This is a genomic window from Marinobacter sp. DSM 26671, assembly GCF_900112835.1.
Lineage (GTDB): Bacteria > Pseudomonadota > Gammaproteobacteria > Pseudomonadales > Oleiphilaceae > Marinobacter > Marinobacter flavimaris.
Window position 1 is genome coordinate 87,289 of sequence record NZ_FONF01000001.1, and the last position, 22,344, is coordinate 109,632.

Here is a 22,344-nt window from a genome sequence, read left to right on the forward strand (position 1 = left end):
GTGAAGGACGTCCAGGTCACCACAAACCCGCCGCCACTCAGGCCACTGACGCTGGGCTCATACTGAAAAGAGCTGAATTCGGTATTGACCTGAAATTCACCTCCGACCGGATTACCTGCCGCGTCGAACCGTTGCCCTTGCACACCGGCAGAGCTGCCGTCCGAGCCACTATCATCCCGCCAGACCGCGACAAAACCACCGTCATTCAGTGCGGCAATCGCCGATTCATACTGAAAGGAACTGGTCGTGGTATTGACCAGAAACTCACTGCCCGCGGGCAGCCCATCCGCACCAAAGCGCTGGGCAAAAACCCCATAGCCCGAGCCATCGGCGCTGGACACCTGGTCGGTCCAGCTCACGACAAAACCACCACCATCAAGGCCGGTGACCCGCGCGTCGACCTGATCACCAAAAATTTGGGAATTGACGATGAACTCCGGCCCGGTAATCACGCCCTCCGCAGTATAACGCTGAGCAAAAATCCCATAGCCGGAGCCGTCTTCGTTATCCGATTCCCAAATCACGACATAACCGCCATCGGCCAAAGAGGCGACCGACGGCTCACGCTGCTCCCCCTCCACAAAGCTGTTGACCTGACGTTCACCAAACACCGGTCCAACGCCGTCCGTGGATGGCGTGATATTGATGGTTACTATGACCGGCTCAGAAGTACCGCCGTCACCGTCGCTGAGCTGAATGGTGATATCCCGGGAAGCCACCGGATCGTCCGACGTATTCTCATAGGTGAGATTTTCAACCAACGCTTCAACACTGGTGGGATTGGCACTGGCATTGAGCGTGACCACCAGATCACCGCCGTTGCTGCCGTCTGACGTGATGGATCCGATAACGATGCCGCCATAAGTTACGTCGGTGCCTGACACACCAATCTGGCCGGCAGCGGTGCCCTGATTGCGGATACCGAACTGTTCCTGAGACTCTGCATCCTGTCCGAACTGATCAAAGATACCGAAACCGGTGATCCGGCTGACAATCAGGGTGCCTCCATCAAAGTTGGCCGAGTCTGCATCGCTGACTGCCGACGCACCGTTGGTATCAATCAGCTGCGGAGCGCTGTTGAGGTCGTTCTCATCATAGGTGACGTTGGTGTGAATGCCGTCCACTTCCGGGCTGGCCTGAATCGAAAAAGCAGCAGGATCGCCAAAGGTCTTGCTGAAGATGCCGTAACCACTGCCGTCACCGGCAGAGCCACTGGTAAAGGAAGACCAGGCGACCACATAACCGCCATTATCCAGCGCAGTCACCGTGGGCTGGTACTGGACACTGCTGATCTCTTCGTTCACCTGGAACTCAGAACCTACTGGATTGCCGGACGCGTCAAACTCCTGACCAAAAACCCCACTGCTACTGCCGTCTGCGCCACTCTGATCGGTCCAGACAATAACGAAACCACCGCCTGCAAGGGCGGTAATGGCGGAGTCCTGCTGGTTACTGCTCGTGGTGGTATTGACCTGTATCTCGCCACTAAGCGGTGTGCCACTGGCATTGAATAAACGCGCGAACACCCCGTCACTGGAACCATCCCCGGCAGACCCACTGGTTGCAGAAGTCCAGACCACCACAAAGTTACCGCTGGCGAGTTCAGTAACCCTCGGCTCGGTCTGATTGCCCGATGTTTCCAGATTGATCTGGACCTCCCCGCCGAGCGCTGTCCCCGTATCGCTGTAGCGCTGCACAAAAATGCCGTAGCCGCTGCCGTCGCCGGCAGTGCCACTGGTAAAAGACGCCCAGGCCACCACAAAACCATCCCCGAGAGGGCTGACACTGGGTTGAAACTGGGAGCTGGAAAATTCGGTATTGACCTGGAATTCACTTCCCACGGCATTGCCGGCGGCATCGTAGCGTTGCGCAAAAACCCCGTCGCCACTGCCGTCCAGGCTGCCGCCATCACGCCAAACCACCACATATCCGCCATCGGTCAGCCCTGTCACCTGCGCCTCATACTGAGAGCTAGAGGTGGAGGTATTGACCAACGCGACGCCACCTAAAGGCTGGTCGCTGGCATCAAACTGCTGTTTGTAGATGCCGGTTCCGCTCCCATCGGCGGCTTCCCAGGTCACCACATAACCACCTCCCGACAGAGCGGCCACTGCCGCTGTGTTCTGATCCCCGATGGCGGAGTCACTGATCTGAAATTCCGCACCGAGGCGGGCGCCGGACTCGCTGAAACGCTGCGCAAAGATACCGTCGCCACTGCCATCCTGATTCTGCGACGTCCAGACCAGGATATAGCTGCCATCGGCCAACGTGCGTATGACGGGCTCATCCTGATCACCACTGGTGTAGAGGTTCACCTTGCCCTCATCAAAGGGGTTGTCATCGAGTGAGTACTCATAGGTGGCCATGGCAAAGGATGAAAGCGGGAGAGTGGAAGTCGTACCCGAATTATCCATAATCGCCCAGTTTCTGCCCGCTTCGGTATGACCCAATTTGGTTGGGGATGCAGAAACCCTAACGCCCCAATGCTGGCCCAATGCCTCCAGCAGACGCACCCCACACTCCTGAGCTGAGACGCTGCACGCGATCAGCCCTAATCTCTTCCCGCGCATCCACTTTGAAAGCCCCAGGTTCAGACTTGTTCGCACTGCCAACTGGTTCGTATCAATCTCATGTGCCCCCAACTTTAATTTTCCGGGGGCGCCGTGACACAAAATAAAGTATTGACTGAATTCGCGACCTGCCGAGTTCAGATAGCGCTCCAATTTAAACAAGGCGTCATCATCACGCTGGACTAGCAAGATGTGGTCGGCTTTCAGTTCACCGGACAGGAGTAGTTCTATGCCTTTCAGTTCGGCGTCAGCAATGAGTAGGGTTTTGGATGGGTTATTGGTCTGAGAATTGAGTACCATGTTCACGTCGAGAACCCCTTCTAGAGTTTCAATCCATGAAGAACCCGGCGGCATGACACACGAATGCGCAGCACGAAATCCGGATGCGGGTGTTATTGGCACAAGGATTTACTGATCCATAATCCTTTACAGCATGCCCTCGGGTCGAGACGGCTTAAATCCCAATAATTCACTCAGGCAGGGTAATCGACCACTTGATGTGCTTGAGCAAAAACCAAACCACAAAGTTTTTTTTGCTGCGAAACAATAATTTATTTCTTAAAGATATTTGAAAACACCCTGTTTGGCCCAGATGCACGAGGATGGTGTAAATTTTTTGGACATTTCGTCATTCACCCCACACACCCAACCGACGCCTTAAGCAGGGGATATATTCAATAGGTTAAATACTGAATTAGTTGCACGGCTGCATGTCTCGGCATGCTCACGGCATGTAAAGTTCCTGGACAGTTGGAAACCTTTGCTGCTGAGTATTCAGTATATGAGTCACCACGACTTGTTGTTCCTATTTTTCTGGCATCACGTAAAGGCATTGGTGGAGGGGCGTAAAACAGCTAGACAGTCTAATTGGATAGGGCCTTTACATAACTCAATTTGATAAACCACGACCATGTCAACTTTCAGATGTTGTATGACCCAGATCGAATCTGATTGGTCCACTGATCCTAGAGGTTCTCGTCATGCTCCACTATGATCAACTCTTCCAGATCAAATCCCTCTTCTATTACCCGCTCCCTGAACGCCTCAATCGCCCCTTCGCTGACTTCCGGCGTGCGTGAGAGAAACCAGAGATAGTCCCGATCGTAACCGGTCACATAGGCATACGAATACTCTTTCTTGTCGAGCTCGAACACCACGTAAGAGGCGTAAAAGGGCCCAAAGAAAGACACCTTCAGATGGCCTGTGTTTTCGTCTTCGACAAATACGGCGCGGCCGTCAGCTTCCTCCCATTTCTCTTCTTCAGCGTTATACCCGCGGTTGATGACCTTTATGCTGCCGTCATCATTACGGCTGTATTCGGCACGAACATTGGTGAGACCGCGCTCGAAAGAATGGTCCAGGCGGGCGATTTCGTACCAGGTACCCAGGTAGCGGTCGCCATCAAAACCGGTGACTGGCTCCATGTCCTCCGGAAGGCCGGTGCAACCGGACAGGGCTACAAGCCCGGCTATCAAGGACCATCTTCTTAACACTGCCATCATCGTTAGCGCACCATTTTTAAATATCAGATACGAGAAGGGCCAGCAGTTGCTGGCCCTTGATTCATACGTTGTAAAAGTCCCGATACCAGTCTACAAATCGGGCAATCCCCTCCTCTACGGGAGTGGCCGGCTTGTACCCTACGTCGTCGATCAGATCATCGACATTGGCGTAGGTGGCCGGCACGTCGCCCGGCTGCAACGGAAGCAGGTTTTTCTGGGCTTTCTTCCCGACTCGCTCCTCGATAATCTCGATAAAGCGAGATAGCTCAACCGGGTTGTTGCTCCCGATGTTGTACAGGCGATAAGGCGCCTTGCTGGTTCCGGGATCCGGGGTTGCTCCGCTCCACTCCCCGTTTGGTTCGGCGACATGGTCCAGGGTCCGGATCACGCCTTCGACGATGTCGTCGATGTAGGTGAAGTCCCGGCGGTGATGGCCATGGTTGAAGACGTCGATAGGCTCCCCGGCAAGGATCTTTTTGGTAAAGATAAACAAGGCCATATCCGGACGACCCCAGGGACCATAGACAGTGAAAAACCGCAGGCCTGTGGTCGGCAGGTTATACAGGTGGCTATACGTGTGGGCCATAAGCTCGTTGGCCTTCTTGGAGGCCGCGTAGAGACTCAGCGGATGATCCACGTTGTCGTGCACCGAGAACGGCATGGTCTCGTTGGCACCGTACACCGAGCTGCTGGACGCATAGACGAGGTGCTTGACCTTATTGTGCCTGCACCCTTCAAGGATGTTCATGAAACCAACGAGGTTGGCGTCCACATAAGCGTGAGGATTCTCGATGGAATACCGGACACCCGCCTGGGCCGCCAGGTGCACTACCCGCTCGGGTTTATGCTCGGCGAAAAGGGCTTCCATGGCAGCGCGGTCAGCCACATCCTGCCGGACTTCGGTGAAACCGGCTTTATCGGTCAGGCGTTTCAGCCGCGCTTCCTTCAGGTTCACATCGTAGTAATCATTGACGTTATCAACGCCAATGACTTCATCGCCCCGATCAAGCAGGCGATGAGCCAGGTGTGAGCCGATAAAACCGGCCGTTCCGGTAACAAGAATCTTCACGTGTCTCTCCCTGAAAAGACTGCCAGTCTCAGAACGATACCCCGGCACTCACGAACGGTCCGCCTATCTCGACATCAAGCCGGTCATTGCCGTCTTCGTAATCAATAGACATCTGACGATAGCCTGCGCGGAACTGGATCAATGAGATCTCGTACTGGCCGTAGGCGTTGAAATCGTGCAGAGAGTCACCGTCGAAGCTGATGAAGTTGCCCTCAGCACCTACGGAAACACCCGTTAGTGGCAGGTCGAAACGAGCGGCGAGGTAGCCCATGGGTATGACCGCATCGACCGTGGTTTCGTTCGATGGCGTGCCTGTTAAGGCCTCTTTGACAATAAGCTCTCCGGACAGATCCCGTGCGGTAAGGCCAAGATCCAGGTTCACCCAGTTATCAAGCACCTCGTAGTAAAGAGTCAGATCCAGTTGCTCCAAATCGAGATCAGACTGAACATCAAGGCCACCAAAATTCACGCCGCCAAAGTTACCATTTACCTGGCCACGACCACTCTGCTGTACCAGAGTGTAGTTCAATCGAACATTGGGAAGCACCGGAATCGGATGCTCAAGATACAGGGACGCATTCGCATTCGAATCGCTGTCCAGGTTGAGGTCATTTTCTACATCAACCACATCACCGTTGTCAGCAGCCTGGCCGGACAGATCCGAATCCCAGTAACTTACACTGGCTCCAAGACCAACCACATCTGCCTGTGACACAGGCGCCACCAGAAACAGTGAACCACCTACAGCAAGCATCAGTTTACGCATGACACACCTTTTGAATTTGTTGTCAGTTTCAGTCAGTCGAACTGGATTCCCAGACGGCGCCCGACTTCTTCGTACGTTTCGATCACTTCGCCAAGCCCCTGGCGGAAACGATCCTTATCCATTTTCCTGCGGGTTTCCTTGTCCCAGATCCGGCAACCGTCCGGACTGAATTCGTCACCCAGAACGATCTTGCCCTCGCAGCGACCAAACTCCAGCTTGTAATCCACAAGCAGCATGCCTGCCTCGTCAAACAGGGCCTTGAGCACGTCGTTAACCCGATAGGTCAACGATTTCATCTGCTCCAGCTCATCCGCCGCGGCCCAGCCAAAGCTGACGGCCAGGGATTCATTGACCATCGGATCGTGGAGTGCGTCGTTCTTGAGGAACAGTTCGTAGGTGGGCGGATTCAGTTCCTGCCCCTCCGCCACCCCAAGACGACGGCAGAGACTGCCGGCGGAAACATTGCGAACCACGCATTCAACCGGAATCATATCCAGCTTCTTGACGAGAGATTCGGTGGACGACAGCAACCCTTCAAAATGGGTCGGCACACCTGCCGCTTCCAGCTTCTCCATGATGAACGCATTGAACTTGTTATTCACCATGCCCTTGCGATTGAGCTGTTCCTTTTTCTCACCATCGAAGGCGGATGTGTCGTCACGGAATACCAGCACGAAACGTTCGGGGTTGTCGGTACGGTAGACGGATTTTGCCTTGCCGGCGTAGAGTTCTTCGCGTTTTTCCATTGGGGTCTCCGAAAAGCGGCCGCCTCTGGCGGCCTCTTCCTGAATCAGTATAGGTAATCGAACAGTTGCTCGAGCAGATCCGGCGTCGTCCGGCTGCCAGTGTAACCCGGAACGTCCTCGGCAGAGATGACAATGGCGTCGCTCTGCTGGCTAAGGCTGACTGTGTGCGTATGCTGGGGTGCGTCCTTGTCGCTGAACCAGCTGAACCAGCCCGGATCCCGCTCGTCTTCGGTGCGGAAATCGACATGGAACCAGCCTTCACTGCGGTTCAGATCGACAACGGGAATGCCGGAATCTGTAAGTGCCCGACTTACTTCCGCCCAGGAACGACCATAATCAAGCTCCATGCGGATCGCGACGGCTTCATCGTTTTCCGAGATCAGGCGAACCAGCGGATCGCTGACCATTCCGGATGCCGCCCGGGAAAAGGACTTGGTTTCTTCACGCGCCCTGAGAAAGTCACCCAGATCGGACAGCAGGCGTCTCTGCAATTCCAGAGCCTGCTCGGAGGGATCAGAAACGCCAGTCCAGGGGATCAGCTCATCCGGCTGATCTTCAACATCAAGCCGGCGTACCTGCACCTCTGTGGTCTTGCGTCGCACACCGGGAGCCATCCGAACTTGAAGAACGACTTTCTGTTCGCCGGCAGACGGGTTATCCGACAGCTCTACAAGGTTTCGGGCACGCTTGCTGAAATTGGCAAGTTCGGTCTGCAGGATGCCCAACTGGGGACTGTCGAAGCCGACGCCAAGACCCCGCTCGGACAGATAGCTGTTTACCGCAGGCCAGATTCTGCCCGGCACGTCGTTGACCAGGAGCCAGAGCCGACCATCCAGCTCTTCGATAACATAGTTTTCATCAAGGATGTCCGATGTCATGTCCGGCGGGCGCGGAATATCGGACGGATACATTTTGCTGGCGTCAGCCGGCTGGACATCACGGATGGGCATGGTCTGGCTGAAACGGGAATCGTCGGCAGTCTCCGGCAATTCCAGTGGTTTTCCTTCCGTGGCATTCACATAGCGTTCGGAGCGGTCTTCAACCAGACTGCAGCCCGAGGCTGCTGCCAGAAGCAACAGCCCGGATGCGACAACAACGGGTTTGAACATCAGGGTACTACCGGTTCCTTTTAGAACCTGCATCAGGTTACTCCGGTGATGGGATGATTTAAGCAAACTCAGAGAACACCTGAGGCCTTGAGGGCATCTTCCACTTCGCCATGGAACTTTTCGCTGAGCACGGTCAGCGGCAGGCGGATGCCTTCCCCAATCATTCCCATATGATGGAGCGCCCATTTCACCGGGATAGGATTCGCTTCGAGGAACAGCTTCCGGTTAAGAGGCATGAGCAGTTCGTTCAAACGCTCGGTTTCTTCACGATTTCCGGCAACAGCGGCTTCGCACAGCTGGGACATTGCCTTTGGGGCGACGTTCGCGGTGACGGACACGTTGCCCTTGGCACCGGCCAGCATAAGTTCCGCTGCCGTTGCGTCATCACCTGAATAGACAGCCAGACGGCCGTCCAACGCTTCAATCAGTTCGGCACCCCTAGGAATGTTGCCGGTGGCGTCTTTGATGCCCACGATATTCGGAATATCGGCAAGCCGGAGCACGGTCTCGTTCAGCATGTCGCACGCTGTCCTGCCGGGCACGTTGTACAGCATCTGGTTCATGCTGGGGACGGCTTCGGCAATCGCCTTGAAGTGCTGATACAGGCCTTCCTGGGTCGGCTTGTTGTAGTAGGGAACAACGAGCAGGCAGGCATCTGCGCCAAGCTTATGGGCCTCGGCCGTCAGTTCAATGGCCTCACGGGTGCTGTTGCCGCCGGTGCCCGCAATAACCGGGATGCGACCATTAACACGTTTGATGATGTGGCCAATGGTCTGGCAATGCTCTTCCGGGTCGAGCGTTGCGGATTCGCCGGTGGTGCCCACAGCAACGATGCCGTGTGTGCCGTTTTCGATATGAAAGTCTACCAGCTTGTCCAGATCCTCCCAGTGGATGTCACCGTTTGGATGCATGGGCGTGACCAGTGCGACAAGGCTACCCGTAATCATAAAAGCTCCGTCCGAATAAAACCGATATGGTAATGTTGGGCACGAACTGACACAAGGGAATTAAAGGAGATGTCATGCCATCCGTTGAGTTAAACAAACCCGTACCGGATTTTGAAGCACCCGCTACCGGAGACCAGACTGTTCGCCTGGACGATCTGAAAGGTCAGAACGTGGTGATTTATTTCTATCCGAAAGACAACACCCCTGGCTGTACTACTGAGGGACAGGACTTCCGGGACCGGATGAAGCAATTTGAGGAGCTTGATACGGTGATTCTCGGCGTATCGAGGGACGGCCTGAAAGCCCATGAGAATTTCCGGGCCAAGCATGAGTTTCCCTTTCACCTGATTTCAGACAAGGACGAGGCCCTGTGCACCCTCTTCGACGTGATCAAGCTGAAAAAGCTTTACGGGAAGGAGTACATGGGCGTTGACCGGAGCACCTTCCTGATCGACAAGGATGGCGTGCTGCGGGCTGAATGGCGCGGCGTAAAAGTGAAAGGCCACGCTGACGAGGTGCTAGAGGCTGTCAAGGCACTTTAAGTGCCTGTCAGGCGCTTCCGGGTTCCGCCGGCGGCGCCGACTCCTTCACTGGCCAGGCAGCAAACACCGCCTTGAGCATGGTAGCCAGTGGAATTGCAAAGAAAACACCCCACAAGCCCCAGATTCCCCCGAAGAACAGCACCGCGACGATAATGGCCACCGGGTGCAGATTGTTGACCTCCGAGAACAGAATGGGCACCAGAACATTGCCGTCAAGCGCCTGAATGACACCGTAGATGACCATCACCCAGATGAACTGGCTGCCCCAGCCGAAGGCGAACAGGGCAATCACCGCAACAGGGATGGTGACGACGGCCGCGCCGATATAAGGAATCACCACACTCAGCCCCACCAACAGCGAGAGCAGCGCAGCGTAAGGCATCCCCAGCAGCTTGAAGGCAATGTAGGTGGCGCCGCCCACAATCAGGATCTCGACGGCTTTGCCGCGCACGTAGTTGGCGCATTGGAGGTTCACCTCGTGCCAGATCTGCAGCATCATCGGGCGCTGGGGTGGCAGCAGCCGGGCGATGGAGTTGAGCAGCACCTCCCTGTCCTTCAGGAAAAAGAACACCAGGATAGGCACCAGCACCATGTAGATCAGCAACGCCACGAGATCTGGAATACTGGACAGCGAGAACGACACCAGCCATTGGGTCATGTGCCCCACTTCCGTACTCACCTGGCTGTAAACGGTGCTGACAGCTTCTCCGGAGATCAGGTGGGGATACTGCTGCGGCAACAGCTCAAGATAGGATTGCAGCTCCCGGATAATGCGTGGCGCCTCGCCGGCCAGGTTGCTCAACTGCGTCCAGATCAGCGGAAGCAGGCCAAACAGGAAGCCAACAAGCACGCCGAGGAAAACCAGGAAAACCCCAATAATGGAAACCGTCTCCGGCACGCCCAGTTTGTTGAGCTTGGTGACCAGACCCTGCAGAATAAAGGCCACAATCAGCGAGGCAATGGCCGGCGCAAGCATGGCACCGAACCAGATAACAAAAATGGTTCCTGTCACCAGTATCAGGAACAGGATGACCGCCTCTTCATCCGAGAAGTATTTGTGCGCGAGACCGCGTAATGTCCTGATCATTTACAGCTCCGAAATCTTAACCGCCGCACTTTATCACAAACCGGTACTGCCCGGCGGTTTCAGAACTGCTCATCAACTTGTGATCGGACATCTGCAGAAAGGCCGGAATATCCCTGGCGGAACCTGCGTCCGTAGCAATCACCTCGAGTTCTTCACCGGGCGCCATGCTGTTCAGTTCCAGCTTTGTCTTCAGCAGCGGCATCGGGCAGCGCAACCCTGAGGCATCAAGCGTTCGATCAACCATACTAGCGATACACCATCACAAAATAATAAGCGGATTTAACAAGCAGGCATTATGCCGACAGTGATAATGTATTGCATCACAATCCTCGTTAACCAGAGGATCAGAACTTTTTATCGCAAACCGCTGTCAAACCGGCGATTCAGACAACAGGCACCCGGCTTTACATGATTGCTATCCAACCCAGATCCCGAACGCTACCGGCCATGGCCATCACCGCCCTGCTGGCCCTGCTGCTTTTTTCAATGCCGGGCCACGCTCAGGAGAGCAGGCTGCCGAGCATTGGCGGTTCCGGTGGAGGCCTGATCGCGGGCCAGCAGGAATCGGATATTGGCCAGCAGGTAATGGTATCTATCCGCCGATCCGCGCCGAGAATCAGCGACCCCCTGGTGTATGACTACCTCAGCGCCATTACCTATCGCCTGGCGCCCTCGGCCCCACTCCAGAACCGGGACCTGACCCTGGCATTGATCGACAGTCCTGCTATCAACGCATTTGCGGTGCCCGGTGGCATTGTAGGCGTTAATGGCGGTCTGTTTCTCAATGCTGCGACCGAGCAACAATTTGCGTCCGTTCTCGCTCACGAACTTGCTCACCTCAGCCAGCGGCATTTTGCACGGCGCATGGAGCAGCAGGAAACCAGCGCTCCGCTCACACTCGCCGGTATGATTGCGGGCATTGTTCTGTCGGCGGTCACCCAGTCTGACATCGGTTTTGCCGCCATTGCCGGGACCCAGGCCCTGGCCGCCCAGAACATGCTTGCCTACAGCCGCTCCCATGAACAGGAAGCGGACCGGGTCGGGCTGGACATTCTGGCCAGCGCCGGGATGGACCCTCGCGGCATGCCGGAAATGTTTGAAATCATGATGCGCCAGAACCGCATGCAGGGAAATCGACTGCCAGAGTATCTGTCTACGCACCCGTTAACCCAGAGCCGCGTGGCCGACACCCGGAATCGTGCCGAACAGTATCCAGATGAAAACATCCGGGACGGCCAGGAATACCATCTGATGCGCAGCCGGCTGCAAGTGCATTACGCGCCCTCCCCCGACGTAGCCGTCGAAACCTTTGAAGCCTACCTCGATCGGCCGGATGCCCAGAGAAACGATGCCATCCGGTATGGCTTGTCCGTGGCCTACCTCGAGGACCGGCAATACGAGAAGGCAGTGGATATACTGAACGATCTGCTGGCCACGAATCCGGGCCGAATCACCTTCCAGGTAACCCTCGCAGAGGTCAGGCTTGCACAAGATCGTGTGGACGAGGCTCGATCCACTCTGAAAGACGCACTGGCGAGGAATCCGGGGAACTATCCAATCACCCACACCCTCGCCCTCACGGAAATAGCCGATGGTAATGGCGCCGCTGCGGCGGAGCATCTCAAACAGCTGACCCGTCAGCTACCGGGACAGGAGCATCTCTGGCTGAAACTGGCCGAGGCGGAGGGCATGGCAAGGAATATTGTGGGCGTGCATCGTGCCCGGGCAGAGTACGATGTTCTGATGGGCGATCTGGAGTCTGCCGAGCGTCAGCTAAGGCAGGCTCAGGAGAAGTTGCCGGCCGGGGCGCCACAGAGGCAGATTGTGACCGAGCGGCTGGCAGAAATCACCAGCCGCCTGCACGCCAGGGCCAACAGCTGATCAGGCGTTGCCAGCAGCCTTGAGATTCATGTTGGCGGTAAAATCCAACATGCGCTGCAGAGGCTGCAGCGCTTTCTCTCTCAGTTCCGGATCCACGAACACTTCCTGATCGCCCCGCTCCAGTACCTGTAGCAGATTCTGAAGGCCGTTCATCGCCATCCAGGGGCAATGGGCGCAGCTACGACAGGTAGCTCCATTGCCTGCGGTGGGCGCTTCAATCAGCGTTTTGTTCGGAGCCAGTTGCTGCATCTTGTAAAAAATGCCGTTGTCAGTGGCAACGATGAACTTTTCGTTAGGCATGGTCTGGACAGCATGAATCAGCTGCGAGGTTGAACCCACAACATCCGCCATCTCAACAACGGCATCGGGCGATTCCGGGTGGACCAGTACCGCCGCGTCCGGATAAAGGGCCTTCAGATCCTCCAGACCGCGGGATTTGAATTCCTCATGAACGATGCAGGAACCGTCCCAGAGCAGCATATCAGCACCCGTCGTTTTCTGGACGTAGTGCCCCAGGTGCTTATCCGGCGCCCAGAGGATTTTTTCGCCGCGGGCATCCAGATCTTCAACAATAGCCTGGGCACAGCTTGAGGTAACCACCCAGTCCGCCCTCGCCTTCACAGCCGCAGACGTATTGGCGTAGACCACGACCGTGCGATCCGGGTGCTGGTCACAAAACTCGGCGAACTCATCGGCAGGACAGCCCACATCCAGGGAACAGGTCGCCTCAAGCGTTGGCATCAGAACGCGCTTTTCAGGATTCAGGATCTTGGCGGTTTCGCCCATGAACCTCACGCCGGCAACCACGATGGTGGAGGCCGAATGTTGGTTGCCAAAACGGGCCATCTCGAGGGAGTCCGCAACACAGCCACCGGTTTCCTCGGCAAGCCGCTGGATATCGGGATCGGTGTAATAGTGAGCCACAAGCACCGCATCCTGCTCCTTCAGAGCCGATTTTATACGAGCCTCCAGGTCGGACTTTTCGTCCGCGCTGAGCGGCTTCGGCTCGGCAGCATGCGCCAGGTGCTCTTGAATAAGGATACGATCTTCAGCGTAAGTCATTACTGCATCTCTGTATTGCGTGAACCCGGACATTATAACATTCATGCCCCAGGCTTAATGTTTCTGAAACAGTGCGATCATACACTTGTGATCGCTTTGCCTGTTCCCTGTTTACCTAGGTAGGAACGTATACGCAAAAAAAAAGAGCCCGGAGGCTCTTTTTTCACAAAAACCCGCAGGCTTCTGTTATTTGGTGGGTCGTGAAGGATTCGAACCTTCGACCAATTGGTTAAAAGCCAACTGCTCTACCAACTGAGCTAACGACCCGTAACTGGCGACCGAAGCCTTGACTTCAATCTATACCGAATGACTCAGCCCACCCGGTATTTCGTGTTTGGTGGGTCGTGAAGGATTCGAACCTTCGACCAATTGGTTAAAAGCCAACTGCTCTACCAACTGAGCTAACGACCCAAACGAGGCGCATATAGTAATGATTTTTGGCCGTTGATCAACCCCTTTTTCTCAGGTTTCTCAACATTTTTGCCGCGCCAGACAATCAGCCGTTCTGGGACTCGAGAAACTTCCGTGCGAGGTCAGCAGCACTGCTGGACGGGTAATCATCAATCACAGTTTGCATGCTGCGCCGAGCCTGTTCTTTTTCGCCCAGGCGATCATGAGTTACGCCCAGCTTATAGACCGCATCCGGAGCCTTGCGATGGTCGGCAAAACGGGTAGCGACAATCGTGAACGCCTGTTTTGCCTGTTCGAGCTGCGGCTTGACCAGATAGACCTCGCCGAGCCAGTAATAGGCGTTGACCGTCAGATCACCTTCCGGATATTCATCGATAAATTCGTATATCCGACTAATGGCCTCATCGTATTTTTTCTGATTACGAATCAGGTCCTGGATCTGCTCGTAGGCCTTTCGTTCTTCCGCATCGGGCTGGCGGTATTCCCTGGCCTCCCGGGCCTGGCCTGAGGCAGCAGAGCCACCACCTTCGCTGGCTTCGGGAGCCGGCTGTGATGCGACCTTTTCCGAGAGATCCAGAATACGCTGATCCAGATCGATATAACGGTCGCGCCCTTGCTGCTGCAGGCGGTTAATCAGGTGCCGCTGCTCCTCCACTTCGCCCTGGAGCCGTCTGACTTCACCCTGAAGCTGCTGGATCATGTAGAACAGTTCCGACGTCGCCTGACTGCTGTTGGCGTTACGCTGACTGTCCTGGGCTGATTGCGCCAGGGCCACTCCCGCCTGCCCGAGGGCAAGCGGAAGCACCACTGTCGCCATGAGGATTTTTCTCATGGTCGTTCCTGTGTGATTACTCAAATACGAGTTCTACACGACGATTCTGGGCCCAGGCGCTCTCGCTGGAACCCATCACGGCCGGCTTCTCTTCGCCATAGCTTACGGTCTCGAGCTGGCCACGTGAAGCACCGTTTACGATCAGGAAACGCTGAACGGCGTTAGCACGACGCTCGCCAAGGGCCAGGTTGTATTCCTTGGTACCGCGCTCGTCGGCGTGACCCTCAATGCGGACGTTCTGACCCGGGTTGTTGGCGAGGAAACGTGCATGTGCCACCAGGACATCGCGGGCTTCCTGCTTGATTTCAGCCGTATCGAAATCAAAGTAGAACGTGGTGATTTCACGCAGGGCCTGTTGTTCGGCCTGCTTGCGAGCTTCCATACGCTCTTCTTCGGTCATGGCTGAAGAAGAAACACCGCCCTGGTCGTCACCTCCGTAAACAGTGGATCCACCTTCCTGGTCTACAGCAGCCACATCGGAACCATACTCGCCGCCTTCTTCGGAGGTACCACCGGTAGAGCTACAGCCCGCTACCAGACCGACGGACAACAACAGTGCGAACGCTTTTGATTGAGCTGAAAAATTCATGTTTTCTTCCTTTCAGTTGAGTGACGTTATTGCTTGAACAATGGCCAACACCGGAAAGCTCCGGGAGTCAGCGAACCAAAGGTCCCCAGGCGGGCTCACGGACATCGCCTTCGGATGCCGGCAAGCTGTACGCTGCTCCACCATCCGCGGAAATAACCGTGAGCACGTTGCTGCCATTCTGCCGGGTAGCGTAGATCAGCATCCGGCCATTGGGCGCAACACTGGGAGACTCATCAGACTCGGTGCGGGTTAGGATCGTTTCCTCCCCGGTTTTCAGTTCGGTACGGGCAATGTGAAATGCCCGATCGCGCTGGTGAACGTAATACACATAGTTACCGTCATTGTCGGGCCTTGGCCGAGCGTTGTAACGGCTGCCGAAGGTGATACGACGAGGCTCCGCACCCGGTGTATCCATGTGGTAAATCTGCGGACCTCCGGACCGGTCCGACGTAAAGAAAATGCCCTTGCCAGTGGCGTCATAGCTCGGCTCGGTATCAATAGCCCAGTGGTTCGTAAGCTTGGTCAACTGCCGGGTATCCAGGTTCATCCGGTAGATCTCGGCATTTCCGTCTTTCGAGAGGGTCATCAACAACGATCGGCCATCGTCGGACCAGGCCGGCGCCGAGTTGAGCCCCGGAAAGTCGGCCACTTTGGTGCGATTGCCGGTTGCAAGCTCATGAACAAAAATCACCGGTTTCCCTGTTTCGAACGACACATAGGCCAGCTTTTCCCCGTCTGGCGACCATGCCGGTGACAGGATGGGTTCCTGGCTTTCAAGACGGATTCTGGCGCGCTTGCCGTCCACGTCACTGACCTGCAGTCGGTAACGGGGTTTGCCGTTGGCGGTATCAAGCGTGATATAGGCAAGCTTTGTTGAGAAGGCACCCGGCACGCCTGTGATGGCCTCATATACCTTGTCGCTGATGTGGTGAGCGAGCGAGCGCATATTGGAGGCAGGTGCCGCCGCAGTTTCACCGAGAATCCGTTCCTCGCGGTTTACATCGAACAACTCATACCGGGCCTGAACACGGTCACCACTTCGGCTGAGGGCCCCCACAAGGACATAGCGCTGGCCCAGCAGGCGCCAGTCCCGGAAATACACTTCCTCCCGCCTGGATGGCAGGCTCAGCATCTTCTCGGGAGGCAGAGTCCGGAATTCGCCCGTCATGGTCAGATCCGCCTGAACAATGCTGCTGACCTTGTCGCCAGCGGGCATCTGTCCAGACTCGGCGAAAGGCACCACTGCAACAGGAATGGCCGAATCCGCGCCTTCAGTAATCCGGATCAACAGCTCAGCCCGGGCTGCCGAAACCGCGAAAAAGATCAGTGCCGTGGCGGCAAGAAGCGTTCTGGACGGTTTGTGCCAAATCCGATGTGTCATGGTGTTATCCGCATCCTTATCTCAACCGGCGTGGGTTGAATTCAATCGTAAACTGTCGGAAATACCGTTCAAAGGTATCCCGATCATTGGGTATCGGGTAACGACTCAGGGAACGCACCGCCCCCAGAGCGGAGTTATCGAACGCTGTATTCCCGCTGCTACTGACCAGCCGCACCCCGGCAAGCTCACCCGTCGGTAACAGCGTAATCTGGAGCCGCGCGGTCATCTCTTCAGTAGCCGAACTGGGCGGATACCACGCCTGGCTCAAGCGCTCACGGATCAGAGCCTGGTACTTCTCACTCTCCGACAGCATCTGGGCTTCCCGCGCTTTCGCAGCGGCCGCCTCTCTCTGGCGACGGGCTTCCTCTTCCCGGGCCCTCTGAGCCGCCTCCGCCTGGGCTTCAAGCTGCTGTTCCCGGAGCTTGCGCTCTGCCTCGAGGCGCTTGCGCTCAGCTTCCTGGCGAGCCAGTTCCTCCTGGCGCTTTCGTTCGGCCTCTTCCCGCTTCCGCTGCTCTTCCTGGCGCCGCTTCTCTTCTTCGGCTTTTCGTTCTGCCTCTTCCTGACGGCGTTTTTCTTCCTCAGCTTTCTGCCTGGCCCGCTCCTTGGCTTCCGCTTCCGCCTTTTGACGGGCAGCCTCCGCTTCACGGGCTTTCCGGGCCTCGCGTTCTTTCGCCTCTGCTTCCTGTCGCTCCTGCTCTTTCTGCTGCTGGCGCCGTTTTTCTTCTTCCTGTCGCTTCTGCTCTGCAATGCGACGGGCTTCTTCTTCCTGCCTCTGTCGTTCAGCTTCTTCCTTGCGACGCTGCTCTTCGGCCCGGCGTTCTTCATCCCGCTTTTGCTGATCGACCGGCTCTACCACCGGGCTCGGTTCCGGCTCCTGCTGGGTAATCAGCCGGGCCGATATGCTCCTGGGTGGCGGCTCATGATCGGTGCTGGTCCAAGACCAACCCGCAAGCGCAATGCCCAGAATCAACAGGTGCAACGTGACCGAGAGCGCCACCGGTGATTTCCATGGTGGCACGCCTGTTGTGGTTACTTCGCGCTGGTGATCTCTCACAACACTCCTGCCCGCAACACTATCAATTGTCGTCCCGCGGTGATTCGGTGATCAGGCCGATACTGCTCGCCCCGGCACCCTGCAACTCGGCCATCAACCGAACAACTGTGCCGTAAGTAACATTCTCATCGCCGCGAACCAGAATCTCACTGGAGGCCCGCTGCGAGAGGATCTTGGAAACCTGGGCACGCAGGTCGGACAGCGTCATGGGGTCACTGCCCTCGTCTCCGATCTCGACGTAGTACGCTCCGTTTGCATCAACCGAAACAATGATCGACTCAACATCCTTGTCAGACTGAATAGGATCGGAAGTGGTCTGGGGCAGATCAACCTTCACCCCTTGCGTCAGCATCGGGGCGGTGACCATGAAGATGATCAGCAGCACCAGCATTACGTCAATGTACGGAACCACGTTGATCTCCGACATTGGCTTGCGCCGGTTTTCCGGCATCATTCCCATGCCTTTCATAGAACTGTGCTCCTGGGCTGATTCCTGCCTCTAACTACCAACCGCATCACGCGGCGCCCTTCTCGCTCTGGTGGACGCGGCGATGGAGGATGCTGGAAAACTCATCCGCAAAGGTTTCGTAGTTCTTCAACAGGGCATCGGACATGGCGGAAAAACGGTTATAGGCAATAACCGCCGGTATTGCGGCGAACAGACCCATGGCGGTTGCGATGAGGGCCTCGGAGATGCCGGGCGCCACCGTGGCCAGTGTCGCCTGCTGAACCTGTGCCAGCCCCCGGAACGAGTTCATGATGCCCCAGACGGTGCCAAACAAACCCACATAAGGACTGGTGGAGCCGACCGTCGCCAGGAACGGCAGACTGGCCTCCAGCCGCTCGTGCTCCCGGGAGAAGGCCACCCGCATTGCCCGCTGGGTACCTTCCATAACCGCATCGGCGTCCCGGCTTTGCTGGCGCAACCGGGAAAACTCCTTGAAACCGGCCCGGAACAGGGATTCCATGCCGGAAAACGGTGTTGGATCGGCGTTCACCTCCCGGTATAACTGCCCCAGATCCATGCCTGACCAGAAACGCTCCTCGAACGCCAATTGGGCCTTCCTGGCCTTCCGGAATACCTGCAGGCGCTGGAAAATCAGGGCCCAGGACATGATTGACGCCAGGGCCAGCAAAAGCATGACCAGCTGAACCAAGACACCGGCATTGGCAATGAGGTACCAGACTGAAAGTTCTGAATCCACTTCTTACTCCTGGCTCGTTCTGTTTAACGTTTCGATGGGCTGGACATTCTTGGCCAGCAATTCCTGCATATTCGTCGGTAACCGGCGGGGACGACCGGAATCAAGCGCTACGCAGGCTACCCGCACATCACTGTCACTCAGCAACTTTCGGTCTTCGGCCCGCATCACACGCTGACGGAAATCCATCCAGACTCTACCAAAAGCCACCGGTTCCGCAGTAACCAGCAGTTCGTCATCAAGCTTGGCCGGCACCGCATAATGAATGGTCAGCCGTTGCACTACATAACTGATATTGTCCGCCAGACCCGCCCTGAGGCCAACGCCGCAACTGCGCACCCATTCGGTTCGGGCCCGCTCCATGTAATGGAGATATTTGGCATGAAATACGATGCCACCAGCGTCCGTGTCCTCGATATAGACCCGAATCGGCAGTTCGAACCTTCCCTCTGGCGCCTGTTCAACCAAAAAGATCGTCCTCCCTGCCCGACTTCGGCGGAATCACGCCGAAATGCTGATAGGCGTTGGAGGTCACCATCCGCCCTCTGGGAGTCCGGACCATATAACCCTGCTGGATCAGGAAGGGCTCAAGCACATCCTCAATGGTGCCGCGCTCTTCACTGATCGCGGCAGCAAGGCTCTCGACCCCGACAGGGCCACCGTCGAATTTCTCGATCATGGCCAGCAGCAGGCGCCGATCCATGTGATCGAAACCCTGGTTATCCACTTTCAGCATGTTCAGTGCCTGATCGGCGATGTCAGAGGTGATACGACCGTCTGAGCGGACTTCCGCAAAATCGCGGACACGGCGCAACAGGCGATTGGCGATACGCGGGGTACCCCGGGACCGGCGGGCAATTTCGAACGCGCCTGCCTCATCGACGGCTACCGAAGACAATCGCGCGGAGCGCAGAATGATGCTGGTAAGATCTTCGGTGTTATAGAACTCCAGCCGCTGCACGATGCCGAAGCGGTCACGCAGCGGCGAAGTCAGCAAGCCTGCCCGGGTGGTCGCACCGACGAGGGTGAACGGCGGCAGGTCCAGTTTGATGGAGCGGGCGGCCGGGCCCTCACCGATCATGATGTCGAGCTGGTAATCTTCCATCGCCGGATACAGCACTTCTTCCACTGCCGCGCTGAGACGGTGGATCTCGTCAATGAAGAGAACGTCACCTTCTTCGAGATTAGTCAGCATGGCGGCCAGGTCGCCGGCTTTTTCAAGCACAGGACCAGACGTTGTCTTGATGGATACGCCCATCTCATTGGCGATGATATTGGCAAGGGTTGTTTTGCCCAGACCGGGCGGGCCAAAGATCAGAACGTGGTCCAGCGCTTCCTGACGACCCCGGGCCGCGGATATGAAAATATCCATCTGCTCACGGACCGTGGGCTGGCCAACATACTCGGCCAGCAGGGTCGGGCGAATGGCCCTGTCCTGTACTTCCTCATATTCACCGGCCCGGGCCGAGATCAACCGGTCGGATTCGATCATGGCATCACCCATAGTGTGGGAATCAACATCGTGCCTCACGTTTGCCCGCTATTCCAGCGCAGCCCCAATTGTACAAAGGGGTTAGCAGGTGTCACGTTACGCTCTCTACAGGTTCGCGACAGGTTCTGACGATCAGGCTGGAATCATGTTTCGCAGGGCCAGACGGATGAGCGTTTCACTACTCATCCCCTCCCCGGCCACTTTGCTGATGGCCTTGGCAGCCTCCTGGGGCTTGTAACCCAGAGCGATCAGTGCGGCTTCCGCCTCTTCAGTGGCCGCCGGCCCGCCAGCGGGGCCTTGTCCGCCCGGCTGCCCCACGCCTGTCGTCTCGGGCGACGTTGGCACAAATTGCCCTTCAAGTTGCCCTATCCGGTCCGCCATTTCAATAAGAAGCCGTTCTGCGGTCTTCTTGCCAACGCCGGGGAGCTTGACCAGTGAGGCGGAGTCACGATTCTCAACGCAGCGAATGAACTGCTGTGCGTCCAATCCGGAAAGAATGCCAACGGCCAGCTTCGGGCCAACCCCATTAACCTTGATCAGCAGGCGGAAGAGGTCCCGGTCCAGGCTGGAAGCAAAGCCGTAGAGGCTCTGGGCGTCTTCTCGGACGGCAAAATGGGTGTGCAGGGTGACTTCATCGCCGGTCTCCGGCAGATGAAAGAAGGTGGTATAGGGGATGTCGACTTCATAGCCCAGGCCCGCGCACTCAACCAGCGCCTGGCCCGGAGCCTTTTCGACCAGAATACCTCGGATACGACCAATCAAGCTGAATCTCCTGTCGCTCCTGGGAGCGGTTTATTGTTGTCGCACACGACCGCTTCGGACTTTTCCCGCGCCACTGGCTACCCGCAGGATACTCTGACTCATGTGGGCATGGCACATGGCGATGGCGAGCGCATCGGCCGCGTCTGCCTGGGGTTTGCGTGAAAGCGAGAGCAACACCTGAACCATGTGCTGAACCTGGGATTTGTCAGCCCCGCCCTTGCCGACCACCGCCTGCTTTACCTGCCTCGCCGAGTATTCATGAACCGCCAAGCCACTGTTGGCGGCACTGACGATGGCCGCGCCGCGGGCCTGACCGAGCTTCAGAGCCGAGTCAGGATTGCGGGCCATGAACACCTGCTCGATGGCAAATTCTTCCGGCCGATACTCTCCGATCAGGGTGGCAAGGCTCTGGAATATGGTCTGAAGGCGTTCAGCCATGGGCTTCTCGCCCACCCGGATACAACCACTGTCGATGTACTCGATGTGTCGACCATCTGCCCGAATGACGCCGTAACCGGTAATTCGTGACCCCGGATCAACGCCCAGAATTATCGCCACATCAATGCTCCTGACTGGTCAAAGCGATTCCATGATGTCGCCGGAGATATCCGCGTTATGGTAGACATTCTGAACATCGTCCAGATCTTCGAGCATATCAATAAGCTTGAGGATGGTTTCCGCGCCGTCCCGATCCAGCTCAACCCGCGTGGATGGAACCATGGTTACTTCAGCATTGTCCGGCACCAGTCCCGCATTGACCAGAGATTCCTTGACGTCCAGAAACTGCTCGGGTGTGGTTACGATTTCCCAGGAACCGTCGTCCTGGGCCGCAAGGTCTTCGGCACCGGCGCTGAGTACGGCTTCCACCAGCCTGTCCTCTTCCCACTCCGGACCGTAGCTGATGATGCCCTGCTTGCTGAAAAGGTAGGCGACCGATCCGTCGGTACCGAGATTGCCACCCATCTTGTTGAACGCGTGGCGGATTTCAGCCACAGACCGGTTTTTGTTGTCGGTCATGACTTCCACGAATATCGCCACACCACCGGGGCCATAGCCTTCGTAGGTCAGCTCTTCGTAGTTGTCATCATCGCCACCACCGGCGCCACGTTCAACCGCGCGCTCGATGGTGTCTTTTTTCATATTGGCGGTGAGCGCCTTGTCGATGACGGCGCGCAGGCGGGGATTATCATCGGGATTCCCCCCGCCCTGGCGCGCGGCCACGGTCAGCTCACGAATGATTTTGGTGAAGATCTTGCCCCGCTTGGCATCTTGTGCCGCCTTGCGGTGCTTGATGTTGGCCCACTTACTGTGACCCGCCATACAGCTCCTCCCTTAAATCA

At 56.7% G+C, this 22,344-nt stretch carries 23 protein-coding genes and 2 tRNA genes; 2 read left to right on the plus strand and 23 right to left on the minus strand.

The window, feature by feature from the left end:
- The 7 genes from BM035_RS00330 to dapA all read right to left on the minus strand — a co-directional run.
- Positions 1-2,924: DUF4347 domain-containing protein (locus BM035_RS00330; RefSeq protein ID WP_139216014.1), on the minus strand; the 2,924-nt coding region annotated here is incomplete at its 3' end.
- A gap of 611 nt (positions 2,925-3,535) precedes the next feature.
- A complete protein-coding gene (locus tag BM035_RS00335) occupies positions 3,536-4,045 on the minus strand; it encodes a lipocalin family protein (RefSeq protein WP_008169099.1) in 510 nt (169 codons plus the stop codon).
- 88 nt (positions 4,046-4,133) lie between these two features.
- Positions 4,134-5,141, minus strand: coding sequence for an NAD-dependent epimerase (locus tag BM035_RS00340; protein ID WP_053112168.1), 1,008 nt, complete (start codon positions 5,139-5,141; stop codon positions 4,134-4,136).
- A gap of 28 nt (positions 5,142-5,169) precedes the next feature.
- Positions 5,170-5,907, minus strand: coding sequence for a TIGR04219 family outer membrane beta-barrel protein (locus BM035_RS00345; protein ID WP_014577378.1), 738 nt, complete (start codon positions 5,905-5,907; stop codon positions 5,170-5,172).
- 32 nt (positions 5,908-5,939) lie between these two features.
- Positions 5,940-6,653: a phosphoribosylaminoimidazolesuccinocarboxamide synthase gene (purC, locus tag BM035_RS00350; RefSeq protein ID WP_092029755.1), complete on the minus strand. Its 714-nt coding sequence runs from the start codon at positions 6,651-6,653 to the stop codon at positions 5,940-5,942.
- 44 nt (positions 6,654-6,697) lie between these two features.
- The gene (gene bamC / locus BM035_RS00355; protein ID WP_008169110.1) at positions 6,698-7,795 is read right to left on the minus strand and encodes an outer membrane protein assembly factor BamC; all 1,098 of its coding nucleotides are present in this window, start codon (positions 7,793-7,795) and stop codon (positions 6,698-6,700) included.
- A gap of 35 nt (positions 7,796-7,830) precedes the next feature.
- Positions 7,831-8,709, minus strand: a complete 879-nt coding sequence (dapA, locus tag BM035_RS00360) for a 4-hydroxy-tetrahydrodipicolinate synthase (protein ID WP_092029757.1) — start codon at positions 8,707-8,709, stop codon at positions 7,831-7,833.
- A 74-nt stretch (positions 8,710-8,783) separates the two neighbouring features.
- Here dapA and BM035_RS00365 point away from each other — a divergent pair, with 74 nt between their 5' ends.
- Positions 8,784-9,251: a peroxiredoxin gene (locus tag BM035_RS00365; RefSeq protein WP_053112173.1), complete on the plus strand. Its 468-nt coding sequence runs from the start codon at positions 8,784-8,786 to the stop codon at positions 9,249-9,251.
- A 7-nt stretch (positions 9,252-9,258) separates the two neighbouring features.
- Here BM035_RS00365 and BM035_RS00370 read toward each other — a convergent pair whose 3' ends face one another.
- Together BM035_RS00370 and BM035_RS00375 are read right to left on the minus strand one after the other, a co-directional pair.
- Complete coding sequence (locus tag BM035_RS00370; RefSeq protein WP_008169115.1) at positions 9,259-10,338, minus strand: AI-2E family transporter; 1,080 nt, start codon at positions 10,336-10,338, stop codon at positions 9,259-9,261.
- Positions 10,339-10,354: 16 nt separating this feature from the next.
- Positions 10,355-10,582 carry a sulfurtransferase TusA family protein gene (locus tag BM035_RS00375; protein ID WP_008169116.1) on the minus strand — a complete coding sequence of 76 codons (228 nt, stop codon included), beginning with the start codon at positions 10,580-10,582 and terminating at the stop codon, positions 10,355-10,357.
- A 203-nt stretch (positions 10,583-10,785) separates the two neighbouring features.
- On the opposite strand from BM035_RS00375, the gene BM035_RS00380 reads away from it, so the two are divergent.
- The gene (locus BM035_RS00380) at positions 10,786-12,219 is read left to right on the plus strand and encodes a M48 family metalloprotease (RefSeq protein WP_092030097.1); all 1,434 of its coding nucleotides are present in this window, start codon (positions 10,786-10,788) and stop codon (positions 12,217-12,219) included.
- On the opposite strand, the gene nadA is transcribed toward BM035_RS00380, so the two are convergent.
- The 14 genes from nadA to BM035_RS00450 form a co-directional block, all read right to left on the minus strand.
- On the minus strand, positions 12,220-13,281 hold the full coding sequence (gene nadA, locus BM035_RS00385; RefSeq protein ID WP_092029758.1) for a quinolinate synthase NadA: 1,062 nt from the start codon (positions 13,279-13,281) through the stop codon (positions 12,220-12,222).
- A 191-nt stretch (positions 13,282-13,472) separates the two neighbouring features.
- A tRNA-Lys gene (locus BM035_RS00390) sits at positions 13,473-13,548 on the minus strand.
- A 68-nt stretch (positions 13,549-13,616) separates the two neighbouring features.
- Positions 13,617-13,692: transfer RNA gene (locus tag BM035_RS00395), tRNA-Lys, on the minus strand.
- Positions 13,693-13,777: 85 nt separating this feature from the next.
- Entirely contained in the window at positions 13,778-14,524 is a 747-nt protein-coding gene (gene ybgF / locus BM035_RS00400) for a tol-pal system protein YbgF (protein WP_008169119.1), read from the minus strand.
- Positions 14,525-14,540: 16 nt separating this feature from the next.
- Positions 14,541-15,113, minus strand: a complete 573-nt coding sequence (gene pal / locus BM035_RS00405; RefSeq protein ID WP_008169120.1) for a peptidoglycan-associated lipoprotein Pal — start codon at positions 15,111-15,113, stop codon at positions 14,541-14,543.
- A gap of 67 nt (positions 15,114-15,180) precedes the next feature.
- The gene (tolB, locus tag BM035_RS00410; RefSeq protein ID WP_014577386.1) at positions 15,181-16,494 is read right to left on the minus strand and encodes a Tol-Pal system beta propeller repeat protein TolB; all 1,314 of its coding nucleotides are present in this window, start codon (positions 16,492-16,494) and stop codon (positions 15,181-15,183) included.
- 16 nt (positions 16,495-16,510) lie between these two features.
- Positions 16,511-17,491: a cell envelope integrity protein TolA gene (gene tolA, locus BM035_RS00415; protein WP_092029760.1), complete on the minus strand. Its 981-nt coding sequence runs from the start codon at positions 17,489-17,491 to the stop codon at positions 16,511-16,513.
- 79 nt (positions 17,492-17,570) lie between these two features.
- On the minus strand, positions 17,571-18,017 hold the full coding sequence (tolR, locus tag BM035_RS00420) for a protein TolR (protein ID WP_014577388.1): 447 nt from the start codon (positions 18,015-18,017) through the stop codon (positions 17,571-17,573).
- A 46-nt stretch (positions 18,018-18,063) separates the two neighbouring features.
- Positions 18,064-18,753: a protein TolQ gene (gene tolQ / locus BM035_RS00425; protein ID WP_092029761.1), complete on the minus strand. Its 690-nt coding sequence runs from the start codon at positions 18,751-18,753 to the stop codon at positions 18,064-18,066.
- Positions 18,754-18,756: 3 nt separating this feature from the next.
- On the minus strand, positions 18,757-19,218 hold the full coding sequence (locus BM035_RS00430; RefSeq protein ID WP_092029763.1) for a YbgC/FadM family acyl-CoA thioesterase: 462 nt from the start codon (positions 19,216-19,218) through the stop codon (positions 18,757-18,759).
- Positions 19,211-20,242: a Holliday junction branch migration DNA helicase RuvB gene (gene ruvB, locus BM035_RS00435; protein ID WP_008169131.1), complete on the minus strand. Its 1,032-nt coding sequence runs from the start codon at positions 20,240-20,242 to the stop codon at positions 19,211-19,213. The genes BM035_RS00430 and ruvB overlap by 8 nt, the downstream gene beginning before the upstream one ends.
- A gap of 132 nt (positions 20,243-20,374) precedes the next feature.
- Positions 20,375-21,004, minus strand: a complete 630-nt coding sequence (gene ruvA, locus BM035_RS00440) for a Holliday junction branch migration protein RuvA (RefSeq protein ID WP_092029765.1) — start codon at positions 21,002-21,004, stop codon at positions 20,375-20,377.
- Between the two features lie 30 nt (positions 21,005-21,034).
- On the minus strand, positions 21,035-21,562 hold the full coding sequence (gene ruvC, locus BM035_RS00445) for a crossover junction endodeoxyribonuclease RuvC (protein WP_014577393.1): 528 nt from the start codon (positions 21,560-21,562) through the stop codon (positions 21,035-21,037).
- A gap of 18 nt (positions 21,563-21,580) precedes the next feature.
- The gene (locus BM035_RS00450) at positions 21,581-22,324 is read right to left on the minus strand and encodes a YebC/PmpR family DNA-binding transcriptional regulator (RefSeq protein WP_062782619.1); all 744 of its coding nucleotides are present in this window, start codon (positions 22,322-22,324) and stop codon (positions 21,581-21,583) included.
- Between the last annotated feature and the right edge of the window lie 20 nt (positions 22,325-22,344).

Excerpts from the sequence above, each read along its gene's own strand:
- BM035_RS00345 (WP_014577378.1), bottom strand. The coding sequence starts at position 5,907 with ATGCGTAAACTGATGCTTGCTGTAGGTGGTTCACTGTTTCTGGTGGCG.
- purC (WP_092029755.1), bottom strand. The coding sequence starts at position 6,653 with ATGGAAAAACGCGAAGAACTCTACGCCGGCAAGGCAAAATCCGTCTAC.
- bamC (WP_008169110.1), bottom strand. The coding sequence starts at position 7,795 with ATGCAGGTTCTAAAAGGAACCGGTAGTACCCTGATGTTCAAACCCGTT.
- dapA (WP_092029757.1), bottom strand. The coding sequence starts at position 8,709 with ATGATTACGGGTAGCCTTGTCGCACTGGTCACGCCCATGCATCCAAAC.
- BM035_RS00365 (WP_053112173.1), top strand. The coding sequence starts at position 8,784 with ATGCCATCCGTTGAGTTAAACAAACCCGTACCGGATTTTGAAGCACCC.
- BM035_RS00370 (WP_008169115.1), bottom strand. The coding sequence starts at position 10,338 with ATGATCAGGACATTACGCGGTCTCGCGCACAAATACTTCTCGGATGAA.
- BM035_RS00375 (WP_008169116.1), bottom strand. The coding sequence starts at position 10,582 with ATGGTTGATCGAACGCTTGATGCCTCAGGGTTGCGCTGCCCGATGCCG.
- BM035_RS00380 (WP_092030097.1), top strand. The coding sequence starts at position 10,786 with ATGGCCATCACCGCCCTGCTGGCCCTGCTGCTTTTTTCAATGCCGGGC.
- nadA (WP_092029758.1), bottom strand. The coding sequence starts at position 13,281 with ATGACTTACGCTGAAGATCGTATCCTTATTCAAGAGCACCTGGCGCAT.
- ybgF (WP_008169119.1), bottom strand. The coding sequence starts at position 14,524 with ATGAGAAAAATCCTCATGGCGACAGTGGTGCTTCCGCTTGCCCTCGGG.
- pal (WP_008169120.1), bottom strand. The coding sequence starts at position 15,113 with ATGAATTTTTCAGCTCAATCAAAAGCGTTCGCACTGTTGTTGTCCGTC.
- tolB (WP_014577386.1), bottom strand. The coding sequence starts at position 16,494 with ATGACACATCGGATTTGGCACAAACCGTCCAGAACGCTTCTTGCCGCC.
- tolR (WP_014577388.1), bottom strand. The coding sequence starts at position 18,017 with ATGAAAGGCATGGGAATGATGCCGGAAAACCGGCGCAAGCCAATGTCG.
- ruvB (WP_008169131.1), bottom strand. The coding sequence starts at position 20,242 with ATGATCGAATCCGACCGGTTGATCTCGGCCCGGGCCGGTGAATATGAG.
- BM035_RS00450 (WP_062782619.1), bottom strand. The coding sequence starts at position 22,324 with ATGGCGGGTCACAGTAAGTGGGCCAACATCAAGCACCGCAAGGCGGCA.